Genomic DNA, 22,302 nt, shown 5'->3' on the forward strand with positions numbered 1-22,302 from the left:
GACGGACCCGGCGGTGCGGCGCCCGCACCACCGAGGACCCCGAGGAGCCCGGCATGAGCGCCGCCGTCGACACCGCCGCAGACACCCTGCAGAAAGCGCTGCGGATCAACCTCGAGCCGCGCTGGTACGGGACGATCGCCGAGATCGGCGCCGGCCAGGAGGTGGCGCGCTGGTTCTTCCGGGCCGGCGGGGCCGCGGGCACCGTCGCGAAGTCGATGTCGGCGTACGACATGGCCGTCAGCGACGCCGTCTACGGGCACTCGGACCGCTACGTCTCCCGCGGGCGCCTGGAGGCGATGCTCGACCACGAGCTGGACCTCAACGTCGAGCGGCTGGGGCCCTCGCGCGGGGACGACACGTGCTTCTTCGCCTTCGCCGACACGGTGGTCGCGCGCAGCTACCGCGGCGGCAACGAGTGCCACGGCTGGATGGGCGTGCGCTTCCAGGCCCACCCCGGCGACGAGCCGAGCCAGATCGTGCTGCACGTGCGGATGCTCGACGACGAGGCGGGCCTGCAGCAGGAGGCCCTGGGCATCGTCGGCGTCAACCTCCTGCACGCCGCCTTCTTCGAGCGCTACGAGCCCGACCGGCTCGTCGAGAGCCTGCTCGACCGCCTGTCCACCGGCCGGATCGAGATCGACATGGTCTCCTTCCACGGCATCGAGTTCCGCCACGTCGACAACCGCCTGATGGCGCTGCGCCTGGTGCAGCTGGGGCTGTCCGGCGTCGCGATGTTCGGGCCGGACGGCGACGTGCTGCAGCCCAGCGAGGTGCTGCGCAAGCGCCCCGTGCTCGTCGAGCGCGGCAGCTTCCGCCCGCCGACCGTGGTCAACATCGACATGCTGCGGTGCGCGCAGGAGAAGTTCGAGGCCGACCCCGCCGTCGCCGGGAAGCCGGTGCTGCAGCTGACCGAGCTGACGATGCGCAACCTGCTCGCCGGCGGCTCGGACGTCGACCGCCGGGACTTCCTCGCCCGGGCCGACCTGCTGGGCGCCTGCGGCATGACCACGCTGATCTCCGACTACGCCGACTACCACCGGCTGGCGGCCTACCTGGCCGAGCGCACGCGCGAGCGCATCGGGATCGTCATGGGCGTCCCGAGCCTGGTGGACCTCTTCGACGAGGGCACCCACGCCCACCTGCCCGGCGGGCTGCTGGAGAGCTTCGGCCGCCTGCTGAAGAACGACCTCAAGCTCTTCGTCTACCCGATGCTCGACCTCACCACCTCGCAGGTGCGCCGGGTCGGGGAGCTGAGCGTCGGCCCCGAGCTGCAGCCGCTGTTCGACTACCTGGCCGGGCGCGGCAGCTTCGTGGACCTCGACAACTTCCGCGAGGACTTCCTGCCCATCCTCAGCCGCGACGTCCTGCGCCGGATCGCCGAGGGCGACGACAGCTGGGAGCCGATGGTGCCGCCCGCGGTGGCGGAGATGGTGCGCCGGCGGGGCTTCTTCGGCCACGCGCGCGAGGGCGCCTGACGGGACCCGGTGCCGCGGCCGTCCGCGGCCGTGACCTCAGGCGACGCCGGCCAGGTAGGCCAGGGGCAGGAGGACGAGGGCGCCGACGACGACCGCCCCGAGCGCGAGGACGCCGAGGAGCGTCCAGCCCAGGACCTCGGCGGTGATCGCCACCTCGCGGCCCGGCAGCCCCTCGGCGTCGCAGCGGCGGCGGGCTGAGCGGCCCAGGACGACGCCGAGCACGGGGCCGACGACCGGGACGGCCAGCACCAGCACGATCGCGGCGACGGCCTCGGGCGGCGTCCCGGCGGGCGCGCGGGAGGCCAGCAGCGCGGCGGCCGGCGCCCGCAGCACCAGGGGGCTCAGCGGCGTCACGCCCCAGGGTGCACCCGCCCCGCGCGCCACCACCGCTGCTGCTGGGGTGCGCCGGCGCCGCTCACCCGTCCGGCCCAGCCCCGCCCCCACCGGGCGGTCCTCGTGCGGTGGACGGGAGGATGGACGGCGTGACCGACCCGTCCGGGGCGAGCAGCGCCCCCGCCACCACGACCAGCCGACCGGGAGCAGCCCCGCTGCCGCCGAGCGCGGAGACCGCGCGCCTGGAGCGGGCCCGCGGGCCGGTGCCGGGTCGCGGGGGCGAGCCGGCGGCGTCCATGCGCTGGGGCGCCGCGGAGGCCACGGCGAGCGAGCCCGTCGAGCGGGACGATGACGGCTACATCGACCTGCGCAGCTACGCCGCCATCGGCGACGGGCGCACCGTGGCCCTGGTGGCGCGGGACGGGCGGATCGACTGGCTGCCGCTGCCGGACATGGACTCCGAGCCCGTCTTCGCGGCGCTGCTCGACGCCCGCAACGGCGGGCACGTCTCCCTGGCGCCGACCGAGCCGTTCACGGTCTCGCGCTCCTACGTCGAGCACACCAACGTGCTCGCCACCACGTTCACCACGGCGAGCGGCTCCGCGCGCGTGACCGACGCCCTCAACACCGGCATCGCCGGGCGCCTGCCGTGGGCCGAGCTCGCGCGCCGGGTGGAGGGCCTCGAGGGCGAGGTGCGCCTGCGCGCCGAGATCAGCCCGGGCACGTGCCTGGGCACGGCCTCCCCGTGGGTGCAGCGCTCGGCGCACGCCTCCGTCCTGCGCGTGGACGGCCTGACGATGTCGGTCATCTCCTCCGGAGAGGTCCGCCGCGAGGACCACGACCAGCACGTCGAGGTCGAGTACGTGACCTCCCCCGGGTCGCGCCACCTGCTCGGCCTGGTCGCCACCGAGCGCGAGCCGCTGTTCGTCCCGACCGCCGACGACCTGGACGCCGGGCTGGACCGGACGATCGAGAACTGGTCCCGCTGGACGACGGACTTCTACTGGGACGGGCCGTGGGACGAGGCCGTCCGCCGCAGCGCCCTGGCCCTGAAGCTGCTGCTGCACTCCCCCAGCGGCGCCATCGTCGCCGCGCCCACGATGGCGCTGCCCGAGAGCCCCGCGGGCGGCAAGAACTGGGACTACCGCTTCGCGTGGGTGCGCGACACGGCGTACACGCTGCGGTCCCTGTTCCGCTTCGGGCTCCGGGAGGAGACGCACGGCGCCATCAGCTGGCTGCTGGCCACCGTCCGCGAGCACGGGCCCGAGCCGCAGATCTTCTACACGCTCTCCGGCGACCTGCCCCCGGGCGAGGCGGAGCGGGACGTCCCCGGCTGGCGGGGCGTCGGCCCCGTCACCAGCGGCAACGGGGCCGCCGACCAGCTGCAGCTCGGGGTGTTCGGGGACCTGTTCACCGTCGTGCGGCTCTACGTCGACCACGGCAACGTCCTCGACGCCGACACGGGGCGGATGCTGGCGAGCGTCGCCGACCTGGCCTGCGACCGCTGGCAGCAGCGCGACGCCGGCATGTGGGAGCTGGGCGAGGAGCGGCACTACACCTCGAGCAAGCTGGGCTGCTGGGAGGCGCTCACGGGCGCCGTCCACCTCGCGGAGATCGGCCAGATCCCCGGCGACCCGGCGCGCTGGCGGGCCGAGGCCGAGCGGATCCGCACCTGGGTCGAGCAGGAGGCCTGGTCGGAGGAGGTCGGCGCCTACACCTGGTACCCGGGGACCGACCAGCTCGACGCCTCGATCCTGCTGCACGCCCTCAGCGGCTTCGACCGCGGCGAGCGCATGAGCCGGACCATCGACGCCCTGCGCGAGCAGCTCGGGCACGGGCCGCACCTGTACCGGTACTCCGGCGTGGCCGCGGAGGAGGGCACCTTCGTCGCCTGCTCGTTCTGGTCCGTCGCGGCGCTGCACTGCGTGGGCCGCCGCGCCGAGGCGCGCGAGCTGATGGACCAGCTCGTGGCCGAGGTGCCCAACGACGTCGGCCTCATGGCCGAGATGGTCGACCCCGCCAGCGGCGACTTCCTCGGCAACCTGCCGCAGGGCCTGAGCCACCTCGCCCTCCTCGGGACGGCGATCATGATCGCCGACGGGGACGCGGACGGCGCCGGCGGCTGAGCCGGGGCGCGCCCGCCGGGGAGCGCGGCCTCAGCCCACCAGGCCCGCCGCCGCGACGCCGGCGACGAGGCCGCCGAGCACGACGAGCAGCACGCCGACGGCCGCGGGCCCGGCCGTGGAGGTGCTCACCCGCACCCCGGGCACGGGCTCCAGGACCTCGGCGTGCTCGGGGTCGGCCGGGTCGTGCAGGACGACGACGGGCGTGCGCTCGAGCCACGACGCCGTGGCCGAGGGGCCCGCGACCGTCGTCACCTCCTGCGCGCCCGCCGTCGTGAAGCGGACGACGGGGCGGTAGCTCGTGGCGGCGTCGCGCCCGCGGCCGCGCTGGTTGATCTGCACGTCGACGACGGCGCCGCGCACCCGCTCGCCCCGCGCGCGCAGCGCCGACCCCCGCCGGCGGACCCGGGCGGCGCGGACCAGGCCCAGGACTCCGAGCGCCGCCAGGGCGAGCCCGAGGACCAGGAAGACGACCGCCACGGTGACCGCGAGCCAGCCGCCCCCGGCGGCGGGGGCGGCAGCGGGGACGACGGGAGCACCGAGGACCTGGACCACCCGGTCACTGTGGCACGCACCGTCCGGGTGACCTCCCTCAGTCGCCCGCCCCGAGCTGCCGATGGACGGTGGTGGAGTCCTGGACGCGCGTGCCGGAGGTGGCCACACCGCGCGCGGTGGGCAGCGCCTTCGGCGTCCTCTACGTCGCGGGGGGCCTCGCCGCGCTGGTCGTCGCCGCCGGGGTCGACGGCGTCGGGGCCGGCGTCGGGCCCGCCCGCGCGCTGATCGCGGCGATCGGCGTCCTCGCGGTCGTGATCGGCACGGCCGCGGCCGTGCTGCGCGAGCACCTCCCGGCCGGCGTGGCGCACCTGCTCGTCACCGGCGGGACCGTCCTCATCACGACGGCCGTCCTGGTCTCCCCGGACCCCGGGACCGCGCTCGCGCTGTCCGCCGTCTACACGTTCATCGCCGTCGACATCTTCGTGTTCTTCTCCCTCCGGTCGGCCTTCCTCCACCTGAGCGTCTGCCTGGTGACCGCGACCGCCGCCCTCGCGGCACGGGACGCCCTCCACCACGCGGTCGCCCTCGACGTGGTGCTCGTGGCCATCGCCGTCGTCGTCGGGCTGCTCGCGAAGAAGGCCTCCGACGCCAGCCTCGACAGCCTCACGGGCCTGCCGAACCGCCGCGGACTCGACGAGGCGCTCGACCGGACGACGCGCACCGCCGAGCGGACCGGCGAGCCGCTGTCGGTCGCCCTGCTGGACCTCGACGGCTTCAAGGAGGTCAACGACGCCGGCGGGCACGCCGCGGGCGACGAGCTGCTGCGCACGACCGCGACGCGCTGGCGCGCGGCGCTGCCGGACCACGCGGTGCTGGCCCGGCTCGGCGGGGACGAGTTCGCCGTCCTCCTGCCCGGCGCCGGCTCGGCCGCGCTCGCCGAGCTCCTGGACCCGCTCGTGCGCGACCGGCGCGCGCCCGCCTCGGCCGGCGTCGCCGACGCCCCGGCCGAGCAGACGCCCACGGAGGTGCTGCGACGAGCCGACGCGGCCCTCTACGACGCCAAGCGCAGCGGTCGCGGGCGCTGCGCCGTGGCCGGCGAGGACCCGGTGGCCGAGGGCGAGGCCTCGCTCGTCGAGGACCTGGCCCGCGCGCTGCGGACCGGCGGCCTCGACGTGCACTACCAGGCGGTGTTCGAGAGCACGCCGGGCGACGGCGGCGGCCCCCTGCGCGCCGTGGAGGCGCTCGCGCGCTGGGACCACCCGGAGCGCGGCCCGGTCTCGCCGGCCGTCTTCGTGGCCCTCGCCGAGGCGCACGGCCTCGTCACCGACCTGGGCGCCCTCGTGCTCGAGCGCGCCTGCCGCGAGCTGATGTCCCTCCCGCCGCAGGTCCGCGGCGACCTCTACCTCGGCGTCAACGTCTCGGGGCTCGAGCTGGTCCGGCCGGGGTACGTCCGCCGCGTCGCCGAGGTCCTCGAGCGCACCGGCTGGCCGGTCGAGCGGCTGGTCCTGGAGATCACCGAGTCCGTCGTCGAGGCCGACGGGCCGCGGGCGCTGGCCGCGGTGCGCGAGGCGAGCGCCCTCGGCCTGCTGATCTCCGTCGACGACTTCGGCACGGGGTACTCCGCGCTCAGCCGCCTCGACGAGGTGCCCGCGAGCTACCTCAAGCTCGACAGCTCCTTCACCGCCACGGTGCACACGTCCCCGCGGCGGGCCCGGCTGGTGGGCGCGGTCACCGCCCTCAGCCAGACCCTCGACCTCACCGTCGTGGCCGAGGGCGTGGAGACCGCCGAGCAGGCGGACGTGCTCCTCGGCCTCGGGTGCACGCTGCTGCAGGGCTACCACCTCGGCCGGCCCGAGCCGCTGGCGGCGCTCGCCGACAGGCTGCGCGAGGCGTCCGCCCGGGCGGCGACTCCCCCGCCCGCCCTCCCGGCAGTGCCCGTCCCCCGTCGGGGGACCCCCGCGGCCGCCGCCGTGCTGCCGTCGGAGGACGCGGACGTCTGAGCCCGGCGGGGCGACGGTGGGCCGTCGGCGTCGGATCGGGCGGGCCGGCTCAGGCGAGCCGCCCGCCCCTCCGATGCGCAGGGGGTGGAGGCGTGGACGCGGGTGCCCGAGGTGGCGACGCCCCGGCTGATGGGCGCCGTGTTCGGGGTCTTCTACGCCCTCGGCGGGGTGGCCGGTCTCTGCGTCGTCCAGGCCGCCGGAGGAGCGGCCGCGGGTGGCGTCCTGACCACCCTCGCGCTGATCTGCCTGGGGGCGGTGGTGGCGGGCCTCGCGACCGTCGCCCTGCGCGACCGGCTCACGACGAGGACGCTGCACGCCGTGGTCGCCTCCGGGACGGCCACGATCACCACCGGCGTGCTGCTCGCCCCCGACGCCACCAGCGCCCTGCTCTTCGCGGCCCTGCTCACCTTCATCGCCGTCGACTGCGCCGTCTTCTTCTCCACGGCCGCGGGCCTCGTCCACTTCGGGACCTCCGTGGTCGCGGGCACCGCCGCGCTCAGCGCGCGCGGCGACCTCGACGGCTGGGAGGCGGCCGCCCTGGGGGTGGTGCTCGCCGGCGTGGCCGGCGTCGTCGCCGTGGTCGCCAAGCGCGCCTCCAGCGCGAGCCGCGACAGCCTCACCGGCCTGCCGAACCGGCGCGGCCTGGACGCCGCGCTGGAGCGGTCCGTGCGCACCGCCGAGAGGACCGGTGAGCCGCTGTCGGTGGCGCTGCTGGACCTGGACGGCTTCAAGGCGGTCAACGACGCGAGCGGGCACGCCGCCGGGGACGAGCTCCTGCGGACCACCGCCGCCACCTGGCGCGCGGCGCTGCCGGAGGAGGCGGTGCTGGCCCGGCTCGGCGGGGACGAGTTCGCGGTCGTCCTGCCCGGCGGCAGCTCGGGAGCGCTCGTCGAGCTCCTGGCCCCCCTCGTCGGCGACCGACGCGCGCCCGCCTCGGCCGGCGTCGCCGAGACCAGGTGGCTCGAGGGCCCCGCGGACGTGCTCCGGCGCGCCGACATGGCGCTCTACGAGGTCAAGCGCAGCGGTCGCGGGCGCTGCGCCGTGGCCGGCGAGGACGCCGCGACCGAGGGCGAGGCCGCGCTGGTGGAGGACCTCGCCCGGGCGCTGCGGGCCGGTGGGCTCGAGGTGCACTACCAGCCCCTCTACGACGCCGCCCCGGCCGGCGCCGCCGGCGTCCCGCGGGCCGTCGAGGCCCTCGTCCGCTGGCACCACCCCCAGCACGGCCCCGTCTCCCCCACCGTCTTCGTGCCCCTCGCGGAGTCCCGCGGCCTCGTCACCGAGCTCGGCGCCCTCGTGCTCGAGCGCGCCTGCCGCGAGCTGATGTCCCTGCCGCCGGAGCTGCGGAGCGACCTCCGCCTCAGCGTCAACGTCTCGGGGCTGGAGCTCGTCCGGCCCGGCTACCTGCGGGGCGTCAGCGACGTCCTCGAGCGCACCGGCTGGCCCGTGAGCAGGCTCGTCCTGGAGGTCACCGAGTCCGTCGTCGAGGCCGACGCTCCGCAGGCGCTGGCGACCCTGCGGGAGGCCCGGGCCCTCGGTCTGCTGATCTCGGTCGACGACTTCGGCACCGGCTACTCGGCCCTCAGCCGCCTCGACGAGGTGCCCGCCACCTACCTCAAGCTGGACTGCTCCTTCACCGCGACCGTGCACACCTCGCCGCAGCGCGCCCGGCTCGTGCGCGCCGTCACCGCCCTGAGCCGCACCCTCGACCTCGCCGTCGTCGCCGAGGGCGTGGAGAGCGCCGAGCAGGCCCAGGTCCTCGTCGAGCTCGGCTGCACGCTGCTGCAGGGCTACCACCTCGGCCGCCCCGAGCCGCTGGAGGCGCTCGCGCGACGGCTCGTCGCGGGCACGGCCGCACCCGCCACGGCACCCCGCCAGGGGGACCCGGCCACCGCCGGGTCGCCGGTCGAGGCCGCCGACGTCTAGCCTTCGCGCTGCGGACGAGTCGGTCGGGCGGCCGCGTCGTCGTCCCCCTCGGGGGGGCGACGCCGAGGAACGTCCGGGCTCCGCAGGGCAGGGTGGTGGGTAACGCCCACCCGGGGTGACCCGCGGGACAGTGCCACAGAGAGGAGACCGCCGCGGACCGTCCTCGGACGGACCGCGGTAAGGGTGAAAGGGTGGCGTAAGAGACCACCAGCACCCCCGGTGACGGGGGTGGCTCGGCAAACCCCACCCGGAGCAAGACCAGACAGGCAGCGCTCGAGGGCGGCCCGCCCGAGCTGCCGGGTAGGTCGCTGGAGGCGTGCGGCGACGCACGTCGTAGATGGATGGTCGCCACCCCACCAGCGCCGGCGACGGCGGTGGGGCACAGAACCCGGCGTACAGACCGACTCGTCCGCACACCTAGCCTCGCCGTCCATGAGCCCCCTCCAGGACGACCGCCGACGTCAGCGGTGGGAGGAGCGCGCCGAGTGGCCGCTCACGGTGGCGGCGGTGCTCTTCCTCGTCTCCTACGCCGTGCCGATCCTGGTGCCGGAGCTCACGCGCACGTGGGCCGTGGCCGCCGAGGTCACCGGCTGGCTGCTGTGGGGCCTGTTCGCCGTGGACCTCCTCGTGCGGGTCGTGCTCAGCGAGCGCCGCGGGCACTTCCTGTGGACGCACCCGCTCGACGTCGCGATCGTCGTGCTGCCCCTGCTGCGCCCGCTGCGGCTGCTGCGCCTGGTGACGCTCCTGTCGGTGCTCAACCGCCACGCCGCGGACAGCCTGCGGGGGCAGGTCGCCGTCTACGTCGGGGGCGCCACGACGCTCGTGGTCTTCGTGGCCGCGCTCGCCGTCCTCGACGCCGAGCGGGGGGCGGAGGACGCCCTCATCACCACCTTCCCCGACGCCCTGTGGTGGGCGGTCACCACGGTCTCGACCGTCGGCTACGGGGACCTCTACCCCGTGACGGGCACCGGGCGCGGCGTCGCGGTCGGGCTGATGGTCACCGGCGTCGCGCTGCTGGGGACGGTGACCGCCTCGCTCGCGTCGTGGCTGATCGACCGCGTGCAGGACGTCGAGGAGGAGCAGCAGACGGCCCGGCGCGAGGACGTGCGCGAGCTGCGCGGTCAGGTCGCCGCCCTGCAGGCGGTCCTCGCCGAGCGCGGAGAGGTGCCGGCCGACGCGGCGCCCCTCGGCCCGGGGACCGAGGCGTCCGGCCGTCCCGGCGGTACGGCCTCCGAGAACGGCGGGCACGGGCCCGAGAGCGGTCGGCGCGACCGCTGACCAGCTGTCCCGCGAGGCCGTCCGGCCGCGCGGGCCCCCCGTCGGGCCCCTCGCGGCCGGGAGGTGACGGCTTCGGCGCCGTCGCACCGGCGGGTGGCCGGCAGGTCGCCCGGGCACCCGTCCGGACGAGCGGCCCCACCTGCGCGGAGGAAGCGGGCTCCGAGAGCCCCTCCACCCTCCCGATGGTTGAGAGGTGAACGACGACGAGCGGGGCTGCCGGTGCGCGCACGACTACGCCGCGCGCTGGCCGGAGATGCCGGAGAGCGAGCTGGCGCTGGTGCACCACCCGGTGTGCCCGGTGCGGATGGAGCGCCTGGCCGCCGAGCGGCGGCGAGCGGTCCGCGGCTCGCGGCGCTGACCACCGGCGGCCCGCCGCGCCCGTCCCGTCCGCCTCGTGGACGATGAGCGAGCCGCCGCGAGGGCGGCGGGGACAGGAGGTGGCGTGGAGGTCGTCGTCGTGGGTGCCGGCATCGGCGGGCTCACCGCCGCGCGGGCGCTGCGCGCGGACGACCACGCCGTCGTCGTGCTCGAGGAGGCCCCTCGGCTGCGCGCCACCGGCGGCGCCGTGACGCTCTGGCCCGGGGCGACGTCGGTGCTCCGCGACCTCGGCGTCGACGCGACCGGGCTCGGCCGCCCCCTGGGCCGCATGGAGCGGCGCTCGCCCGGGGGGCGGCGCCTGCTCTCGCTCGACCTGGACGCCGCCGGGCGGTCGGCCGGCAGCCCCGTCGTGACCGTGCCGCGCGGGCGCCTCGTCGAGGCGCTCGCCGCCGGGGGCGCGGACCGCCACGTGCGCACGGACGCGCGCTGCGCCGACGTCGTGCAGCGCGCGGGTGGCGCCGGCGTCGTGCTCGAGGGCGGCGGGAGCGCGGACGCCGACGTGGTCGTGGGCGCCGACGGCGCGCGCAGCGCCGTGCGCGCCGCCCTGCACGGGGACGCCCTGCGCCCGACGGGCCAGACGACCTGGCAGCTGCCGCCGCGGCCCACCGGGACCGTGCTCGACGACGGCGACGTGTGCGCGCTGCTCGTGGGGCGGGCGGGGATGCTCGGCCTCAACCCGTGCGGCGACGGGCTGGTGCAGGTCTGGTGGGACGTGCGCACGAGCCCGCACCTCGGCGAGCACCCCCGGCAGATGCTGCGCCGGCTCTTCGGCGGGTGGACCGCCCCGGAGTCGCGGGCGGCGCTGGCGCTGCTCGACGACCCGGTCGCTCCCCTGGTGCCCTACGAGCGGGGCACCTACCGCGTGCACCGGCCGTGGGGGCGCGGGCGCGTCACGCTGCTCGGCGACGCCGCCCACGCCGTCCCGCCGTCGCTGGCGCAGGGCACCAACCAGGCGGTCGAGGACGCGGCCGCGCTGGCCCGGGCGCTGCGCCGTCCGACCGCGGCCGCCGACCCGGCGGCCGCGCTGCGCGCCTACGAGCGGGCGAGCCGGCCGCGCACGACGATCGTCTCGGAGGCCTCCCGCCGCGAGCCCACGGGCCGTGTGCTCCCGGAGGCGCTGCTGCGCGCCGTCCCCGACCGCGCCGCCACCGCCGTGCTGCGCGGCTGGCTCCACGCGACGACCGACCGCGCCGCCTGACGCCGCGCCCCGGGCCGCCCCCGCACGGACCTCGTCGCCTCGCGACGCCGTGGCGACGCCGGCAGGCCTCAGCGCGTCGGGACGAGCGAGGCCGTCTCCCCGCGCTGGACGACGCGCAGCTCGCCGGGCAGACGGCGCAGGCGCCACTCGTCGACGAAGTGGCCGAGGGAGGACCTGAACACCGTGTAGTCGTCGTAGTGCACGGGCACGGTGACGCCGGGCTCGAGCATCGCGACGACGTCGGCGCCCTGGCGGGCGTCCATGGTCACGAGCAGGCCCAGCACGCGCGTGCCGCCCAGGTGCAGGACGGCGGCGTCCGGCGGCCCGTGGCGCTCGACCACCTCGCGCAGGAACGGACGCCGCAGCGTGTCGCCGCTCACCCAGAGCCGGTGCACCAGGGAGCTCTCGGAGGCGACGTCGCCTCGGAACAGCTCGTAGACGCTGCCCATGACGTCGGGCAGCACCCGCGCCACCGGCCCGGGCCCGTGCGTGCCGGGCGTCGCGGTGACCCGCAGCGTCCACCCGTCGCGGCGCATCTCGGTGGACTCCCACGTGCCCAGCGCGGCGGCGCCGCCGAAGCCCCACTTCTGCAGGCGGTCCGCCGCCTCGCCGGTCGTCACGACGGGCAGGTCGCGCGCCAGCCCGCGGCGGGCGACGCGGTCGAAGTGGTCGCCGTGCAGGTGGCTCAGCACCACGCCGTCCAGGGCGGGGAGCTGGTCGACCCGCATCGAGGGCTCGGACAGGCGCTTGGACACCAGCCCGTAGCCGAGCCACGCCCGCTGGCCGCGGTGCAGGAAGTTGGGGTCCGTCAGCAGCGTGAAGGGCCCCAGCCGCAGCAGGGTGGTCGCGGTGCCGATGAACTCGACCGTCGCGACCGGCGCCCCCACGGGGTCGCCGCCGAGGCCGTGCAGGACGGATGGCTCCATGGCGGTGCTCCTCGCGTGGTCGGGCGCGCGGAGGCGTCGTGGTCCGCAGCGCTGCCCGGGTCGGGCGCCACGCTCGTCCCGCCCGGCGGGTCCGGCAACCCGGGGACGCCGCGACCTCGCCGGGTCGCGGCGCCCCCCGCTCAGCCGAGCAGCCCCGCCCGCCGCCAGTGGGCGAGGTGCTCGGCGGTCGACCAGGCGTCCACGGCGGCGACGTCGACGCGCTCGGGCAGCGGGCTGCGTCCGCTCGCGAGCAGGTCCTCGAGGCGCCGCGCATGGAGGTCGACGAGGTCGAGCGCCTGCTCGCGCGAGCGCTCCCCCCGCTTGACCGACAGCACGACCTCGCGCTCCTCGGCCGGCATGGGCAGGGTCAGCCGCCCGTGCCCGACCACCTCCAGGCCCTGGAGAGCCAGACGCAGGGCGTGCGAGGCGTACTTGGTGTCGTAGCCGTGCGCGGCCACGAGCTCCGGACGGTTCGGGACCCCGCGTCCCGCAGCCCCCGCCACCCGGTCGCGCTGGCTCCGCAGGTAGCCGAGGAACCGGTGACCAGACTCCTGGCTCAGCAGCGAGGGCCCGAGCTCCCGGAGCCGGCGGCCGGTCTCGCGCAGCACCACGACGTCGTCCTCCCCCGCGAAGAGCGGGAGCAGGACGGTGGGGTGGCCCTTGACCGCCAGGCGCAGGAACTTGCGCAAGGAGTACAGGACGAGGTCGGTGTCCCCCGGCCCGGACCGGGCGCCCTCGGGCTGGGTGCGCGCCACGTAGTGCTCGCTGGTCCGCCGGACGCCGAGCCGCTGCTCGGGCGTCTCGACGTGGACGCCCATCTCGTCGTGGTCGTCGGTGCCCTCGACGGCGATGCCGTGCAGGCCGGACCCGACGACGGTGCGCAGCACCTCGTGCTCGCGGGCGCGGCGGTGCCCGTGCTCGAGGACGAAGTCGGGGTCAGCCGGCGAGCCGGCGTCGGGTGCGGTGGTCACCCGCAGAGGGTGGGACGGCGGAGGGCTCCCGCGCACGGGATTTCACCTCGTGCCCGGGAGCCCTCACCGCATCGGGTCAGCGGGCGCCGGCGAGCACCGCCACCCGCTCGAGGACCTCCTGCTCCTCCGCCCCGCCGAGCCGGGCGGTCGCAGGAGGCTCGCCCGCGGCGGGAGCGGGCACCGCGAAGGGCGCGACGTCCTGCGCGCAGGTGGCCCCGCTGGCCGGCGCCTCGACGTCGACGAGGTAGCGCGTGACCAGCGCGTCGGCGCAGGTGCTGACGCCGATCGTCGTGTGACCCACGCCCTCCACCGTCAGCAGGCGCCCGTCGGGGAAGGACGCCGCGTAGGGGGCGGTGAAGTCGTACGGCGTCGCCGGGTCGAAGCGCGTGCCGGCCACGAGCACCGGGATCTCGGTCTCCTGGTCCCAGGGCCCGAGGAAGGCGTCCGGGTCGTCCGCGCCGAGGCCCTCGCACTGGACGCCGACCCAGGCGCGGTAGCGCCCGAAGTGCGGGGCCACGGCGTCGTCGGCGTCAGCGATCGCCGCGTAGGCCGACCGCGAGCCCGGGCGGGCCGTCTCGGCGCACAGGCTGGCGAGGTTGCCGCCGACGGACGGGTACTCCTCGCCCACGCGCCCGCCGAGCGTCGGTGCCACGCCGCCGGTGCGCAGGAGATCGGCGTCCACCAGCGCGGCGGCCACGGTGCTGAGCTCGGCGGTCGCGCGGGCGCGCTCGGCGGGCGAGGCCCCCACCTGCTGCAGCACGGCCAGCTCGGCCAGCAGCTGGTCCACCAGCGGGAAGGTGGCGGGGCTGTAGAGCAGCGGGAAGAGCGTCGCGACGGCGGTGCCGTAGTCGACGACGACGGGCGCGGCGCCCTCGACCGGGATGACCACGGGGTCCTCGCGCAGGCGCTCGAGCACGCCCTCGGCGACCTCGGCCGGGTCGCCCAGGTTCGCGAGCAGGCAGGTCTGCGGGCCCGCGGCGGCGCACCGGCGCAGCAGCTCGGCGAAGGTCCGGCTGGCCGCCGGGCCCTGGCCCGTGCGGGAGCCGACGGACCGCGGGTCCGTGCCGCTGGGGTCCCCGACGTAGGCGGCCGGGTCGAGCGTCCCGTCGATGAACAGCGCCCGCGCCCGCGTCGGGAAGAGCTTCGCGTAGGTGGCGCCGAGGAAGGAGCCGTAGCTGTACCCGGCGTACGTCAGGCCCTCGTCGCCGACCGCCTGGCGCAGCAGGTCCATGTCGCGCGCCACGTTGGCGGTCGAGCTCGAGTCGAAGCGCTCGGCCGCGGTGACGCCGCACCGCGTGGCCAGGCGCGCGCTCGAGCCGAGGTAGGGCGCGACCTCCGCCCGGGTGGCCGGGAAGGCGATGGGCGGCTGCGCGAGCGTCCAGTCGACCTCGGCCTGCGCCGTGCGGAAGCACGTGGCGGGCGTCGAGCGGCCGACGCCGCGGGGGTCGAAGCCGAGCACGTCGAAGCGCGCGCGGACCTCGGGCGTGTAGGCGACGGCGGCGGCCTGCTGCACGAAGTCGACGCCGGACCCGCCCGGGCCGCCGGGGTTGGTGAAGAGGGTGCCGATGCGCTGCTCGGGGTCGGACGCCGGCAGCTTGGTCAGCGCGATCGTGCTCGTCATCCCCTGCGGGCGGTCGTAGTCCTCGGGCACCTCGGCGGTGGCGCACAGGAAGGCCTCGAGGCCCTGCCCGCACGGCTGCCAGTCGAGCGCGGGCACCGGGGCGCTGACGCCGCCGGTGGCCAGGTCGTCGGCGGGCGCCGCAGCAGCGGCGCGCGGGGCCGCCGGGGGCGGAGCTGCCGGGAGCGCGGTCGCGGCAGCGCTCGTCGGCAGGGTCGTGGCGAGCAGGGCGGCGACCAGGCCCGTGGCGGCGGTGCCACGGCGGCGGGTGGGGGTCACGCGTCGACTCCTCAGCGGTGGGGGCGCCGAGGGGATGCCCGGCGCGTCGACGCTAGGGCGCCGGACTCGCCCGGAGCGTCCCCCTGGAGGAGGAGGTGCGAGGTCCCCAGCGCGGCCGAGGCGCGTGGGCGACCCGGAGGCCGTCGCGACGGTCCGTAGGCTCCCGGCGTGCTCGTGCTGCTCCCGCCGTCCCAGGGCAAGACCGGCGCCGAGGAGGGCGAGCCGGTCGACCTGCGCGCCCTGTCCTCCTCCGGCCTGACGTCGACGCGCCGTCGGGTGCTCGTCGCGACCGCGAGGCTGAGCCGGACCCGCACCGGCAGAGCGGCTCTCGGCGCGGACAGCGAGCAGCTGCGCCCCGAGGCCGAGCGGAACACCCGCTGGCGCACCGAGCCCGCCGTCGCCGTCGCCGACCTCTACACCGGGGTCCTCTACGACGCGCTCGACCTGGGCTCGCTCGACGAGAACGCCTGCGCCCGTGCGACCGAGCGCCTGCTCGTCTCCTCCGCGGCCTGGGGGGCGCTGCGCCTGGACGACCGCGTGCCGGCCTACCGGCTGTCGATGGGCACGGCGCTGCCCGACCTCGGCGGCCTCGCGGCGCTGTGGCGCGAGCCGCTGCGCGCAGCGCTGGACCCGGTCGCCGCCGGTCGCCTCGTCGTGGACTGCCGTTCGGCCGACTACGCCGCGGCGTGGACGCCCCGCGGCGAGACGGCGTCCCGGACGGCGGCGGTGCGGGTGCTGCGCGAGGTGGCGGGCGAGCGTTCCGTGGTGTCGCACATGGCGAAGCACACGCGCGGGCTCGTGGCGCGGGCGCTGGCGCTCGAGCCGTCGGAGCCCACGACGCCCGAGGAGCTGCGCGACCTCCTGAGCACCGCGCTGCCGCCCCTGGTGCAAGAGGCGACCGCCGCGTCCGTCCGCGGCACGGACGACGTCGCCGTCGAGCTCGGCGCCCCGGCGAAGGACGGCCGCCGGGTGCTCGACGTCGTCCTGCGCTGAGGCCAGCTCCTCGAGGACCTGGTCGACGGAGGTGACCGTGCGCGGTCACCTCCGTCGAGCAGGTCGGGCGCCGTCCCTCAGGCTCCCCCACCGGGAGCGGCGACGGAGGCCTCGTACAGCGCCTCGAAGCGCTCCCGGACGGCGGCGTAGTGCGCCGCCCGCTCCGCCTGCGGCTCGTAGACGGCCGCCAGGGGCACCTCCGCGCGCGCGACGTCGGGCGCCAGGGCCTCCAGCGCCAGCAGCGCGGTGCCGCGCAGCGTCACGCGCTTGAGGTCCACCCGCTGCACGGGGGTTCCGGTGGCGTCCGCGACGAGCTGCAGCAGGTGCGGCAGGTGCTGGGTGATGCGGCCGGAGGCGATGACGCGGGCCGGCTGCCCCGCCACCTCCACGAGCTGCTCCACCACGCGCGCGTAGGTGGTCGCGACGCCCTCCGCGCTCCCGCGGAAGACCGCCTCCGGGCTCGTGCCCGCCGAGAGGTCGGCGATCACAGCGCGAGCGCTGGCCGCCCAGCCGGTGCTGCGCTCGCCGCTGAGGAAGGGGACGATGGCGGGCGCGCGCGGGTCGGGCTCCGCGGCGAGGAGGGCGTCCAGCGCGTCGTCGTCCTCGGGCAGGCGCAGCGTCGCCTGCAGCCACGCGACGAGACGCCCGACGTCGTTGACCGCGCCGCCGAGGAGGCTGCGCCGGGCGTCGACCCGGTAGCACCACAGGCCCGACGGGATGCGCTCGGGGATCCCGGGCACGAGCACCCGGACGGCTCCGCTCGTCGCCGCGGAGGCGGCCATGGCGGAGGCGTCGCCCGCGCCGGCACCCAGGTTGCTCGCCAGGCCGTCGGCGATCGCGGGGAACCACGCGGCGTCGGCCAGGGCCGGCCACCGCTCGGCGACCCGTGCGGCGTCCACGCCCTCGATCGGGAGCCCCGGGTCCTGCACCGGGGAGAGCTGGTCGGCCGTGGTGCGGCACGCGGCGAGCATCTCCTCGTCCCAGGTGCCGGTGCGGCGGTCGAGCAGTCCGCTCCACGCGGCGATCGGGGTGCTGGCGGCCGTGGCCCCGGCCAGTCGCTGCTGGACGTGCTCCCCCAGCGACAGCCACCGCGACACCCGGCCGACCAGCTCCGGCTGGGTCTCCTGCAGCCACAGCAGCCGCGGCGCGACGTAGCTCGTGTGCAGGCGCGTCCCGGTGCGCTGCTGGACGACCGCCTCGTCGAGGCGCTCGCGCAGCTGCCCCACCTGGGCCGCGCTGCGGGAGTCGGCGTAGGTGAAGCAGGGGGTGAGCGCGCGCCCGTCGGCGTCGACGCCGACCAGGGAGGAGGCGAAGGTGTCCATCGCCACCCCCGCGATGGGCGCGTCGTACTCGCGCTCCGCGAGGCGGGTGATGACCTCGGCCACCTCGTCGGCCACCTGGTCGGCGTCGATGACCGACGTCCCGTCGGCCCCGGTGGTGAAGAAGTGCTCCACCTTGACCCGACGCCCCACCGGACGGCCGGTCGCGTCGTAGACCGCGCCCCGCGTGGCCGTCGAGCCGACGTCGACGGCCAGGACGAGCGGCCCCCGGGCGTCCTCGGGCTCCACCTCGAACGTCTCGTGCTTCGTCATCGCGACTCCCGCGTCCTCATGGCGGCGAGTCTCCTGCACCGCGGCGCGGGCGGCAGGGCGGCGACGTCAGTGCTGGGCCGCGTGCTCCCCGTCGTGCCGGCCCCGCGCGGCGTGCACGGCGGCGACGACCAGCGCTCCGACGAGCAGGCCCAGCAGCGCGCTCGCGAGGGTGTTCACGAGCCAGCCCGCGAGGGCGCCGATCGAGCCGGTCGCCGCAGCCACCGCCTCCTCGGCGTGGTGGACGAGCTCGTAGGGCGCGGTGAGCCCCAGCTCGTCGGCCCCGACGAGGATGATGTGGCCGCCGACCCAGAGCATGGCGGCCGTGCCGATGAGGGTCAGCGCCGTCAGCACCTTCGGCAGCGCCGCGACCATGCCGCGGCCGAAGCGGGCGACGGCCCCGGACGAGGTCTCGGCCAGGTGCAGGCCGACGTCGTCGACCTTGACCAGCACGGCGACCGCGCCGTAGACGACCAGGGTGACGGCCAGGCCGACGACCGCGAGGCTGACCGCCCGCGAGAGGAAGGGCTCGTCCACCACCTCGTTGAGCGCGATCACCATGATCTCGGCCGAGAGGATGAGGTCGGTGCGCACGGCCCCGCGGACGATGACGTCCTCGTCGGGCATGTCGGTCGACGCCGCCGCCGACGGCCCGTGGCCGCGCGCCTTGGCCCAGACCTTCTCCGCACCCTCGAAGCAGAGGTAGGCGCCGCCGATCATCAGCAGCGGCGTCAGCAGGACCGGCAGGAACTGGCTGAGCAGCAGGACCACCGGCAGGATGATCAGCAGCTTGTTGCGCAGCGACCCCACGGCGATCCGCTTGATGATCGGCAGCTCTCGCGCCGCGGCGAGGCCGCGCACGTACTGGGGGGTGACGGCCGCGTCGTCGACGATGACGCCGGCGGCCTTGGTGCCCGCCCTCGCCGCCGCGATGCCGACGTCGTCCACGGAGGCCGCAGCGGCCCGCGCGATCACCGCCACGTCGTCCAGCAGTGCCACGAGCCCACCGCTCATCGCCGGTCCTCCTGTCGGTCCGCGGCGTCCCGACCGGGTCGCTGCAGGACCCGCGCACGCAGGCCCCGGCAGATAGTGGCCCCTGCCGGGGCGGACCGCTCGTCGCACGCGCGGGGTCCACCCCGACGGGGGCGCACGACGTCAGCGCCCGGGAGCGCGCGGGCGCGGTGGTGCGCGCCCCGCCGGTCCGGGGCAGCCGGTGGTCGGCGCCGCGGACCGGCGACAGCGGTCAGCTGGGCGGCGCGGCCGCTGCGGGCTGGACGTCGCTGCGGTCGGCGCGGGCCAGGAGGTCCCGGACGACGTCGGCGCCGGCGGGCGACGGGGCGGTCACGTCGCCGTCGGTCGCGTACTGCATGACGTAGGCGGGACGGCCGTTCTCGGCGCGCCAGCTCTCCGCCAGCGTCCCGGCGTCGAGGGCGTCGTAGCCGATCGCGTCGAGGAAGGCGGTCACCTCGCCCTTGGCGCTCTCGTCGTCGCCGAAGACCGACAGCGTGCTCCGGCCCTCCCCCTGCGGGCGCGCGAGCGCGGCGAGGGCCACGAAGAAGATGTTGTTGAAGGCCTTGACGACCCTCGCGTCCGCCAGGTGCTCCTGCAGCAGGCCGCTGGTGGTGGCGCTGCCGTCGTCGAGGGCGGCGACGCGCCCGTCGCGGTCGGGGTAGTAGTTGTTCGTGTCGATGACCGTCTTCCCGGCGAGCGGGGCGACCGGCACGTCGCGGTAGGCGTGCAGCGGGACGGTGACGACGACGAGGTCGCCGGCCTCCGCCGCTTCCGCCGCGGTCGCGGCGCGCGCCCGCGGGCCGAGGTCGCGGACCAGGTCCTGCAGCGTCTCGGGGCCGCGCGAGTTGGACAGGACGACGTCGTACCCGGCGTCGACCGCGAGCTTCGCGACCGTGCTGCCGATGTTGCCGCTGCCGATGAGTCCGATGGTGGTCATGCCGGTCGAACACCTGTGCCGGTGAGGCTCTTCCACCGGCCGACGACGCCGCCGTCGGACCGGGGCGCGGTGGGGAGACCTGTTCGACGGAGGTGACCGCGCACGGTCACCTCCGTCGAACGAGTCCGTGCACTACGGGACGACGCGCAGCCCGGCTGCGCGTGCGCCGACTGCCAGCCGGGCGTCCCACACGGCGACGACGAGCTCCGGCGAGGCGACGACCAGGGCGCTCGCGAGGTGGACCGCGTCGGCGCCGCGGAGCCCGTGCTCCACCGCGAGGTCGCCGGCGTGCTCGGCGACCTCCGACGTCAGCTCCACCATCCGCAGCCCTCCGGCCAGCCGCGCCCACTCACCGGCGGCCGACGTCCAGCCGGCGTCGTCCAGGCGGTGGCCTCGGTGCGCCGCGGCCAGCGCCGCGCGGACCTCCGGACCGGCCAGCCGGCTGGACACGACGGCGTCCGCCCCGTCCCAGACGGCGGCGGCCAGGTCGCTCCCGTCCTCGTCCACGACGAGCTTCACCAGGGCGCTGCTGTCGAGGTAGACGACGGCCACGGCTCAGCGGCGCTGCTCGCCGACGAGGCCGGACACGTCCCCCTCGGCGCGCACCCTCGCCACCTCGGAGGCCCGCGGTCGCTGCTCACCGGCGGGGCGGCTGAGCAGGCCCTCCCGCGTGAGCCGCTCGAGCAGCGGCGCCGCGGCGATCCCGCTCAGGCGCACGACCGGGCTCCCCCGATCGGTGACGACGACGTCCTCACCGGCGCGGGCGCGGCCGATCCACGCCGCGAGGTCGGCGCGCAGGTCCGTGACGGAGACGTCCACGACGTCGAACGTACATCGCCGGGGGGCCACGACGTACAGGTCCCAGCCGTGCGCGGTCTCCACCCCGGGGTGAGATCGACCGATCGGCGCCCGGGCCCCCCAGGTGGCAGCCCTCGACGGCGTCCAGCGCGTCGAGGGGCTGCCACCCGCCATCAGTCGAGGGGCAGCAGAGCCGGCTCGGCGACCGGCGCCGTCGAGACCCGCTCCCGCATGGCGGGCACCTGGGTGAGCGCGGGAGCCACCAGGGCCCCGTACAGGTCCGGACGGCGGTCGCCCCACAGGTGCCCGGCCCTCCCGAGCCGGCGGTCGCGGGAGGCGCGCACGTCGACGTCGGCCCAGGCGACGCCCTCGCCGACCACGGCGTCGCTGACGACCCATCCCTCGGCGCTGACGACCGCCGAGCCCTCCGTCCACTCCACGCCGCGCTCGGTGCCGGTGCGGTCGGCGCAGACCACGGCGACGTGGTTGGCCCGCGCCGCTCCCATGGCCGCGACCTGCCCGATCGGCCGCTCCCCCGGCGGCCGGTACCCGAGGGCCCAGTTGGTCGGGACGGCGATGAGGTCAGCGCCGGCCAGGGCTGCGGCGCGCGGCCACTCGGGGAAGCCGAGGTCGTAGCAGATCAGCGCGGCGAGGCGGCCGTGCGCCGTCTCGACCACCGTCGGAGCGGCGTCCCCGGGCGAGAAGAGGTGCCGCTCGGCGTCCCACAGGTGGACCTTGCGGTAGACGGCGCGCACGCCGCTCGCGTCCACGACGGCGGCGCTGTTGAACAGGCGGCCGTCCTCGCCCAGCTCGCAGAAGCCCCCCACGAGGACGGCTCCCGCCCGCGCCCGGCAGGCCTCGGCCCAGCCCGCGAGCACGGACGAGCTCGCCGGGACGGCCACGGCCCGGGCCTCGTGGACGTCGGCGAGGACGTAGCCGCTGGTGGCCAGCTCGGGCAGGACGACGACGTCCGCGCCGCCCGCCAGAGCGGCGGAGATCGCCGCGGTCGACCGAGCGGCGTTGCCCGCGAGGTCCATCAGCACGGGGGCGAGCTGGAGCGCGGCCACCCGGGCGGGGCGACGGGAGAAGTCGTCGACGCCCACGTCGAACCAGGAGCCGGACGTGTCGTGCGAGGCGGTGTCGTGGCTCATGGAGGGCTCCTTCGGCTCAGGGCTCGGCCACCGGTCGGGACCGGCGCTGACGACGCCCGCGACGCGGTGGTCGGCGGACCGTAGAGCCCTGGATCGGCAGCCGTGCGGCCTCCTGCGCACGTCCGCCGCGAAGTTCACATGACCGTCACCGGCGGTACTCCGTCTGTGTCCGGCGCGTCATCGCTGCGCCTCGGTCACAGCGTCCAGGTGGGGCGACGCACCCGTCCGGGACAGGTATTCACACCGCGTATACGTCGCGTGTACTGTCGCGCGCATGAGCGTCGGACACACCCTCCTGGGCCTGCTGGAGTCGGGGCCGCGGCACGGCTACGACCTGAAGCGCGACTACGACGAGCGCTTCGGGCAGGACCGCCCGCTGGCCTACGGGCAGGTCTACTCGACGCTCGCGCGGCTGCTGAAGAACGGCCTCGTCGAGGTCGGCTCCGAGCCGGGCGCCGGCCCCGACCGCAAGCGCTACGCCATCACCGACGCCGGCGTGACGGACGTCGCCGGCTGGCTCAGCGAGCCCGAGCGGCCGGAGCCCTACCTGCAGAGCACGCTCTACACGAAGGTCGTCCTCGCGCTGCTGACGGGCCGCGACGGCGCCGACGTGCTCGACACCCAGCGCGCCGAGCACCTGCGCCTCATGCGCGACCTGACCCGCCGCAAGACCGGCGGCGACCTCGCCGACCAGCTGGTCTGCGACCACGCGCTCTTCCACCTCGAGGCCGACCTCCGCTGGCTCGAGCTGACCGCCGCCCGCCTCGACCAGCTCGCCGTCCGGGTCCGCGCATGAGCCCTCGCGCCGACAGGCGTCTGGCGCGCC

At 76.6% G+C, this 22,302-nt stretch carries 20 protein-coding genes and 1 other RNA gene; 10 read left to right on the forward strand and 11 right to left on the reverse strand.

What is annotated here, in order from left to right:
• The first annotated feature begins 53 nt into the window (after window positions 1-53).
• Window positions 54-1,475 (forward strand): TonB-dependent receptor, encoded by a 1,422-nt coding sequence (locus Q0848_RS04050; protein ID WP_299035165.1) that lies wholly within the window; start codon window positions 54-56, stop codon window positions 1,473-1,475.
• Window positions 1,476-1,511: 36 nt separating this feature from the next.
• Here the strand turns inward: Q0848_RS04050 and Q0848_RS04055 are convergent, their stop codons facing one another.
• Window positions 1,512-1,829, reverse strand: a complete 318-nt coding sequence (locus Q0848_RS04055; protein ID WP_299035167.1) for a hypothetical protein — start codon at window positions 1,827-1,829, stop codon at window positions 1,512-1,514.
• Between the two features lie 275 nt (window positions 1,830-2,104).
• Between Q0848_RS04055 and Q0848_RS04060 the strand changes: the two genes are divergently transcribed.
• Window positions 2,105-3,934: a glycoside hydrolase family 15 protein gene (locus Q0848_RS04060; protein ID WP_366146421.1), complete on the forward strand. Its 1,830-nt coding sequence runs from the start codon at window positions 2,105-2,107 to the stop codon at window positions 3,932-3,934.
• Window positions 3,935-3,964: 30 nt separating this feature from the next.
• Here the strand turns inward: Q0848_RS04060 and Q0848_RS04065 are convergent, their stop codons facing one another.
• Entirely contained in the window at window positions 3,965-4,486 is a 522-nt protein-coding gene (locus tag Q0848_RS04065; protein ID WP_299035171.1) for a DUF3592 domain-containing protein, read from the reverse strand.
• 98 nt (window positions 4,487-4,584) lie between these two features.
• On the opposite strand from Q0848_RS04065, the gene Q0848_RS04070 reads away from it, so the two are divergent.
• The 6 genes from Q0848_RS04070 to Q0848_RS04095 all read left to right on the forward strand — a co-directional run bounded on the left by Q0848_RS04070 (window position 4,585) and on the right by Q0848_RS04095 (window position 11,203).
• The gene (locus Q0848_RS04070) at window positions 4,585-6,426 is read left to right on the forward strand and encodes a bifunctional diguanylate cyclase/phosphodiesterase (RefSeq protein ID WP_299035174.1); all 1,842 of its coding nucleotides are present in this window, start codon (window positions 4,585-4,587) and stop codon (window positions 6,424-6,426) included.
• A 102-nt stretch (window positions 6,427-6,528) separates the two neighbouring features.
• Window positions 6,529-8,349: a bifunctional diguanylate cyclase/phosphodiesterase gene (locus Q0848_RS04075; protein WP_299035177.1), complete on the forward strand. Its 1,821-nt coding sequence runs from the start codon at window positions 6,529-6,531 to the stop codon at window positions 8,347-8,349.
• Window positions 8,350-8,364: 15 nt separating this feature from the next.
• An RNA gene (gene rnpB / locus Q0848_RS04080) (RNase P RNA component class A) lies at window positions 8,365-8,761 on the forward strand.
• 20 nt (window positions 8,762-8,781) lie between these two features.
• Window positions 8,782-9,627 carry a potassium channel family protein gene (locus tag Q0848_RS04085; RefSeq protein WP_299035180.1) on the forward strand — a complete coding sequence of 282 codons (846 nt, stop codon included), beginning with the start codon at window positions 8,782-8,784 and terminating at the stop codon, window positions 9,625-9,627.
• A 193-nt stretch (window positions 9,628-9,820) separates the two neighbouring features.
• Entirely contained in the window at window positions 9,821-9,985 is a 165-nt protein-coding gene (locus Q0848_RS04090) for a hypothetical protein (protein ID WP_299035183.1), read from the forward strand.
• Between the two features lie 84 nt (window positions 9,986-10,069).
• Window positions 10,070-11,203, forward strand: a complete 1,134-nt coding sequence (locus Q0848_RS04095) for an NAD(P)/FAD-dependent oxidoreductase (RefSeq protein WP_299035186.1) — start codon at window positions 10,070-10,072, stop codon at window positions 11,201-11,203.
• 68 nt (window positions 11,204-11,271) lie between these two features.
• Here the strand turns inward: Q0848_RS04095 and Q0848_RS04100 are convergent, their stop codons facing one another.
• The 3 genes from Q0848_RS04100 to Q0848_RS04110 all read right to left on the reverse strand — a co-directional run bounded on the left by Q0848_RS04100 (window position 11,272) and on the right by Q0848_RS04110 (window position 14,997).
• Complete coding sequence (locus Q0848_RS04100; protein ID WP_299035189.1) at window positions 11,272-12,129, reverse strand: MBL fold metallo-hydrolase; 858 nt, start codon at window positions 12,127-12,129, stop codon at window positions 11,272-11,274.
• A 140-nt stretch (window positions 12,130-12,269) separates the two neighbouring features.
• Window positions 12,270-13,100 (reverse strand): DNA polymerase beta superfamily protein, encoded by an 831-nt coding sequence (locus Q0848_RS04105; RefSeq protein ID WP_299035192.1) that lies wholly within the window; start codon window positions 13,098-13,100, stop codon window positions 12,270-12,272.
• A 76-nt stretch (window positions 13,101-13,176) separates the two neighbouring features.
• Window positions 13,177-14,997: an alpha/beta fold hydrolase gene (locus tag Q0848_RS04110; protein ID WP_299035195.1), complete on the reverse strand. Its 1,821-nt coding sequence runs from the start codon at window positions 14,995-14,997 to the stop codon at window positions 13,177-13,179.
• 168 nt (window positions 14,998-15,165) lie between these two features.
• On the opposite strand from Q0848_RS04110, the gene yaaA reads away from it, so the two are divergent.
• Window positions 15,166-15,990: a YaaA family protein gene (gene yaaA, locus Q0848_RS04115; RefSeq protein ID WP_299035198.1), complete on the forward strand. Its 825-nt coding sequence runs from the start codon at window positions 15,166-15,168 to the stop codon at window positions 15,988-15,990.
• Between the two features lie 77 nt (window positions 15,991-16,067).
• Here the strand turns inward: yaaA and Q0848_RS04120 are convergent, their stop codons facing one another.
• The 6 genes from Q0848_RS04120 to Q0848_RS04145 all read right to left on the reverse strand — a co-directional run bounded on the left by Q0848_RS04120 (window position 16,068) and on the right by Q0848_RS04145 (window position 21,476).
• Complete coding sequence (locus tag Q0848_RS04120) at window positions 16,068-17,582, reverse strand: gluconokinase (protein ID WP_299035201.1); 1,515 nt, start codon at window positions 17,580-17,582, stop codon at window positions 16,068-16,070.
• 66 nt (window positions 17,583-17,648) lie between these two features.
• Window positions 17,649-18,593 carry a DUF808 domain-containing protein gene (locus Q0848_RS04125; RefSeq protein WP_299035204.1) on the reverse strand — a complete coding sequence of 315 codons (945 nt, stop codon included), beginning with the start codon at window positions 18,591-18,593 and terminating at the stop codon, window positions 17,649-17,651.
• A 229-nt stretch (window positions 18,594-18,822) separates the two neighbouring features.
• Window positions 18,823-19,527 (reverse strand): NADPH-dependent F420 reductase, encoded by a 705-nt coding sequence (locus tag Q0848_RS04130; protein ID WP_299035206.1) that lies wholly within the window; start codon window positions 19,525-19,527, stop codon window positions 18,823-18,825.
• A 132-nt stretch (window positions 19,528-19,659) separates the two neighbouring features.
• Window positions 19,660-20,079, reverse strand: coding sequence for a type II toxin-antitoxin system VapC family toxin (locus tag Q0848_RS04135; protein WP_299035208.1), 420 nt, complete (start codon window positions 20,077-20,079; stop codon window positions 19,660-19,662).
• 3 nt (window positions 20,080-20,082) lie between these two features.
• Window positions 20,083-20,409 (reverse strand): type II toxin-antitoxin system Phd/YefM family antitoxin, encoded by a 327-nt coding sequence (locus Q0848_RS04140; RefSeq protein WP_299035211.1) that lies wholly within the window; start codon window positions 20,407-20,409, stop codon window positions 20,083-20,085.
• Between the two features lie 89 nt (window positions 20,410-20,498).
• On the reverse strand, window positions 20,499-21,476 hold the full coding sequence (locus Q0848_RS04145) for a nitrilase-related carbon-nitrogen hydrolase (RefSeq protein ID WP_299035214.1): 978 nt from the start codon (window positions 21,474-21,476) through the stop codon (window positions 20,499-20,501).
• Window positions 21,477-21,750: 274 nt separating this feature from the next.
• On the opposite strand from Q0848_RS04145, the gene Q0848_RS04150 reads away from it, so the two are divergent.
• A complete protein-coding gene (locus Q0848_RS04150) occupies window positions 21,751-22,272 on the forward strand; it encodes a PadR family transcriptional regulator (protein WP_299035217.1) in 522 nt (173 codons plus the stop codon).
• Window positions 22,273-22,302: the final 30 nt, after the last annotated feature.

This window comes from uncultured Pseudokineococcus sp., assembly GCF_947495735.1.
In the GTDB taxonomy this organism is placed as follows: domain Bacteria; phylum Actinomycetota; class Actinomycetes; order Actinomycetales; family Quadrisphaeraceae; genus Pseudokineococcus.

What these genes read in the sequence shown, in the direction of transcription:
- Q0848_RS04145 (WP_299035214.1), bottom strand. Translation starts at nt 21,476, where the DNA reads ATGAGCCACGACACCGCCTCGCACGACACGTCCGGCTCCTGGTTCGAC.
- Q0848_RS04060 (WP_366146421.1), top strand. Translation starts at nt 2,105, where the DNA reads ATGCGCTGGGGCGCCGCGGAGGCCACGGCGAGCGAGCCCGTCGAGCGG.
- Q0848_RS04100 (WP_299035189.1), bottom strand. Translation starts at nt 12,129, where the DNA reads ATGGAGCCATCCGTCCTGCACGGCCTCGGCGGCGACCCCGTGGGGGCG.
- Q0848_RS04150 (WP_299035217.1), top strand. Translation starts at nt 21,751, where the DNA reads ATGAGCGTCGGACACACCCTCCTGGGCCTGCTGGAGTCGGGGCCGCGG.
- Q0848_RS04125 (WP_299035204.1), bottom strand. Translation starts at nt 18,593, where the DNA reads ATGAGCGGTGGGCTCGTGGCACTGCTGGACGACGTGGCGGTGATCGCG.
- Q0848_RS04120 (WP_299035201.1), bottom strand. Translation starts at nt 17,582, where the DNA reads ATGACGAAGCACGAGACGTTCGAGGTGGAGCCCGAGGACGCCCGGGGG.
- Q0848_RS04085 (WP_299035180.1), top strand. Translation starts at nt 8,782, where the DNA reads ATGAGCCCCCTCCAGGACGACCGCCGACGTCAGCGGTGGGAGGAGCGC.
- Q0848_RS04130 (WP_299035206.1), bottom strand. Translation starts at nt 19,527, where the DNA reads ATGACCACCATCGGACTCATCGGCAGCGGCAACATCGGCAGCACGGTC.
- Q0848_RS04050 (WP_299035165.1), top strand. Translation starts at nt 54, where the DNA reads ATGAGCGCCGCCGTCGACACCGCCGCAGACACCCTGCAGAAAGCGCTG.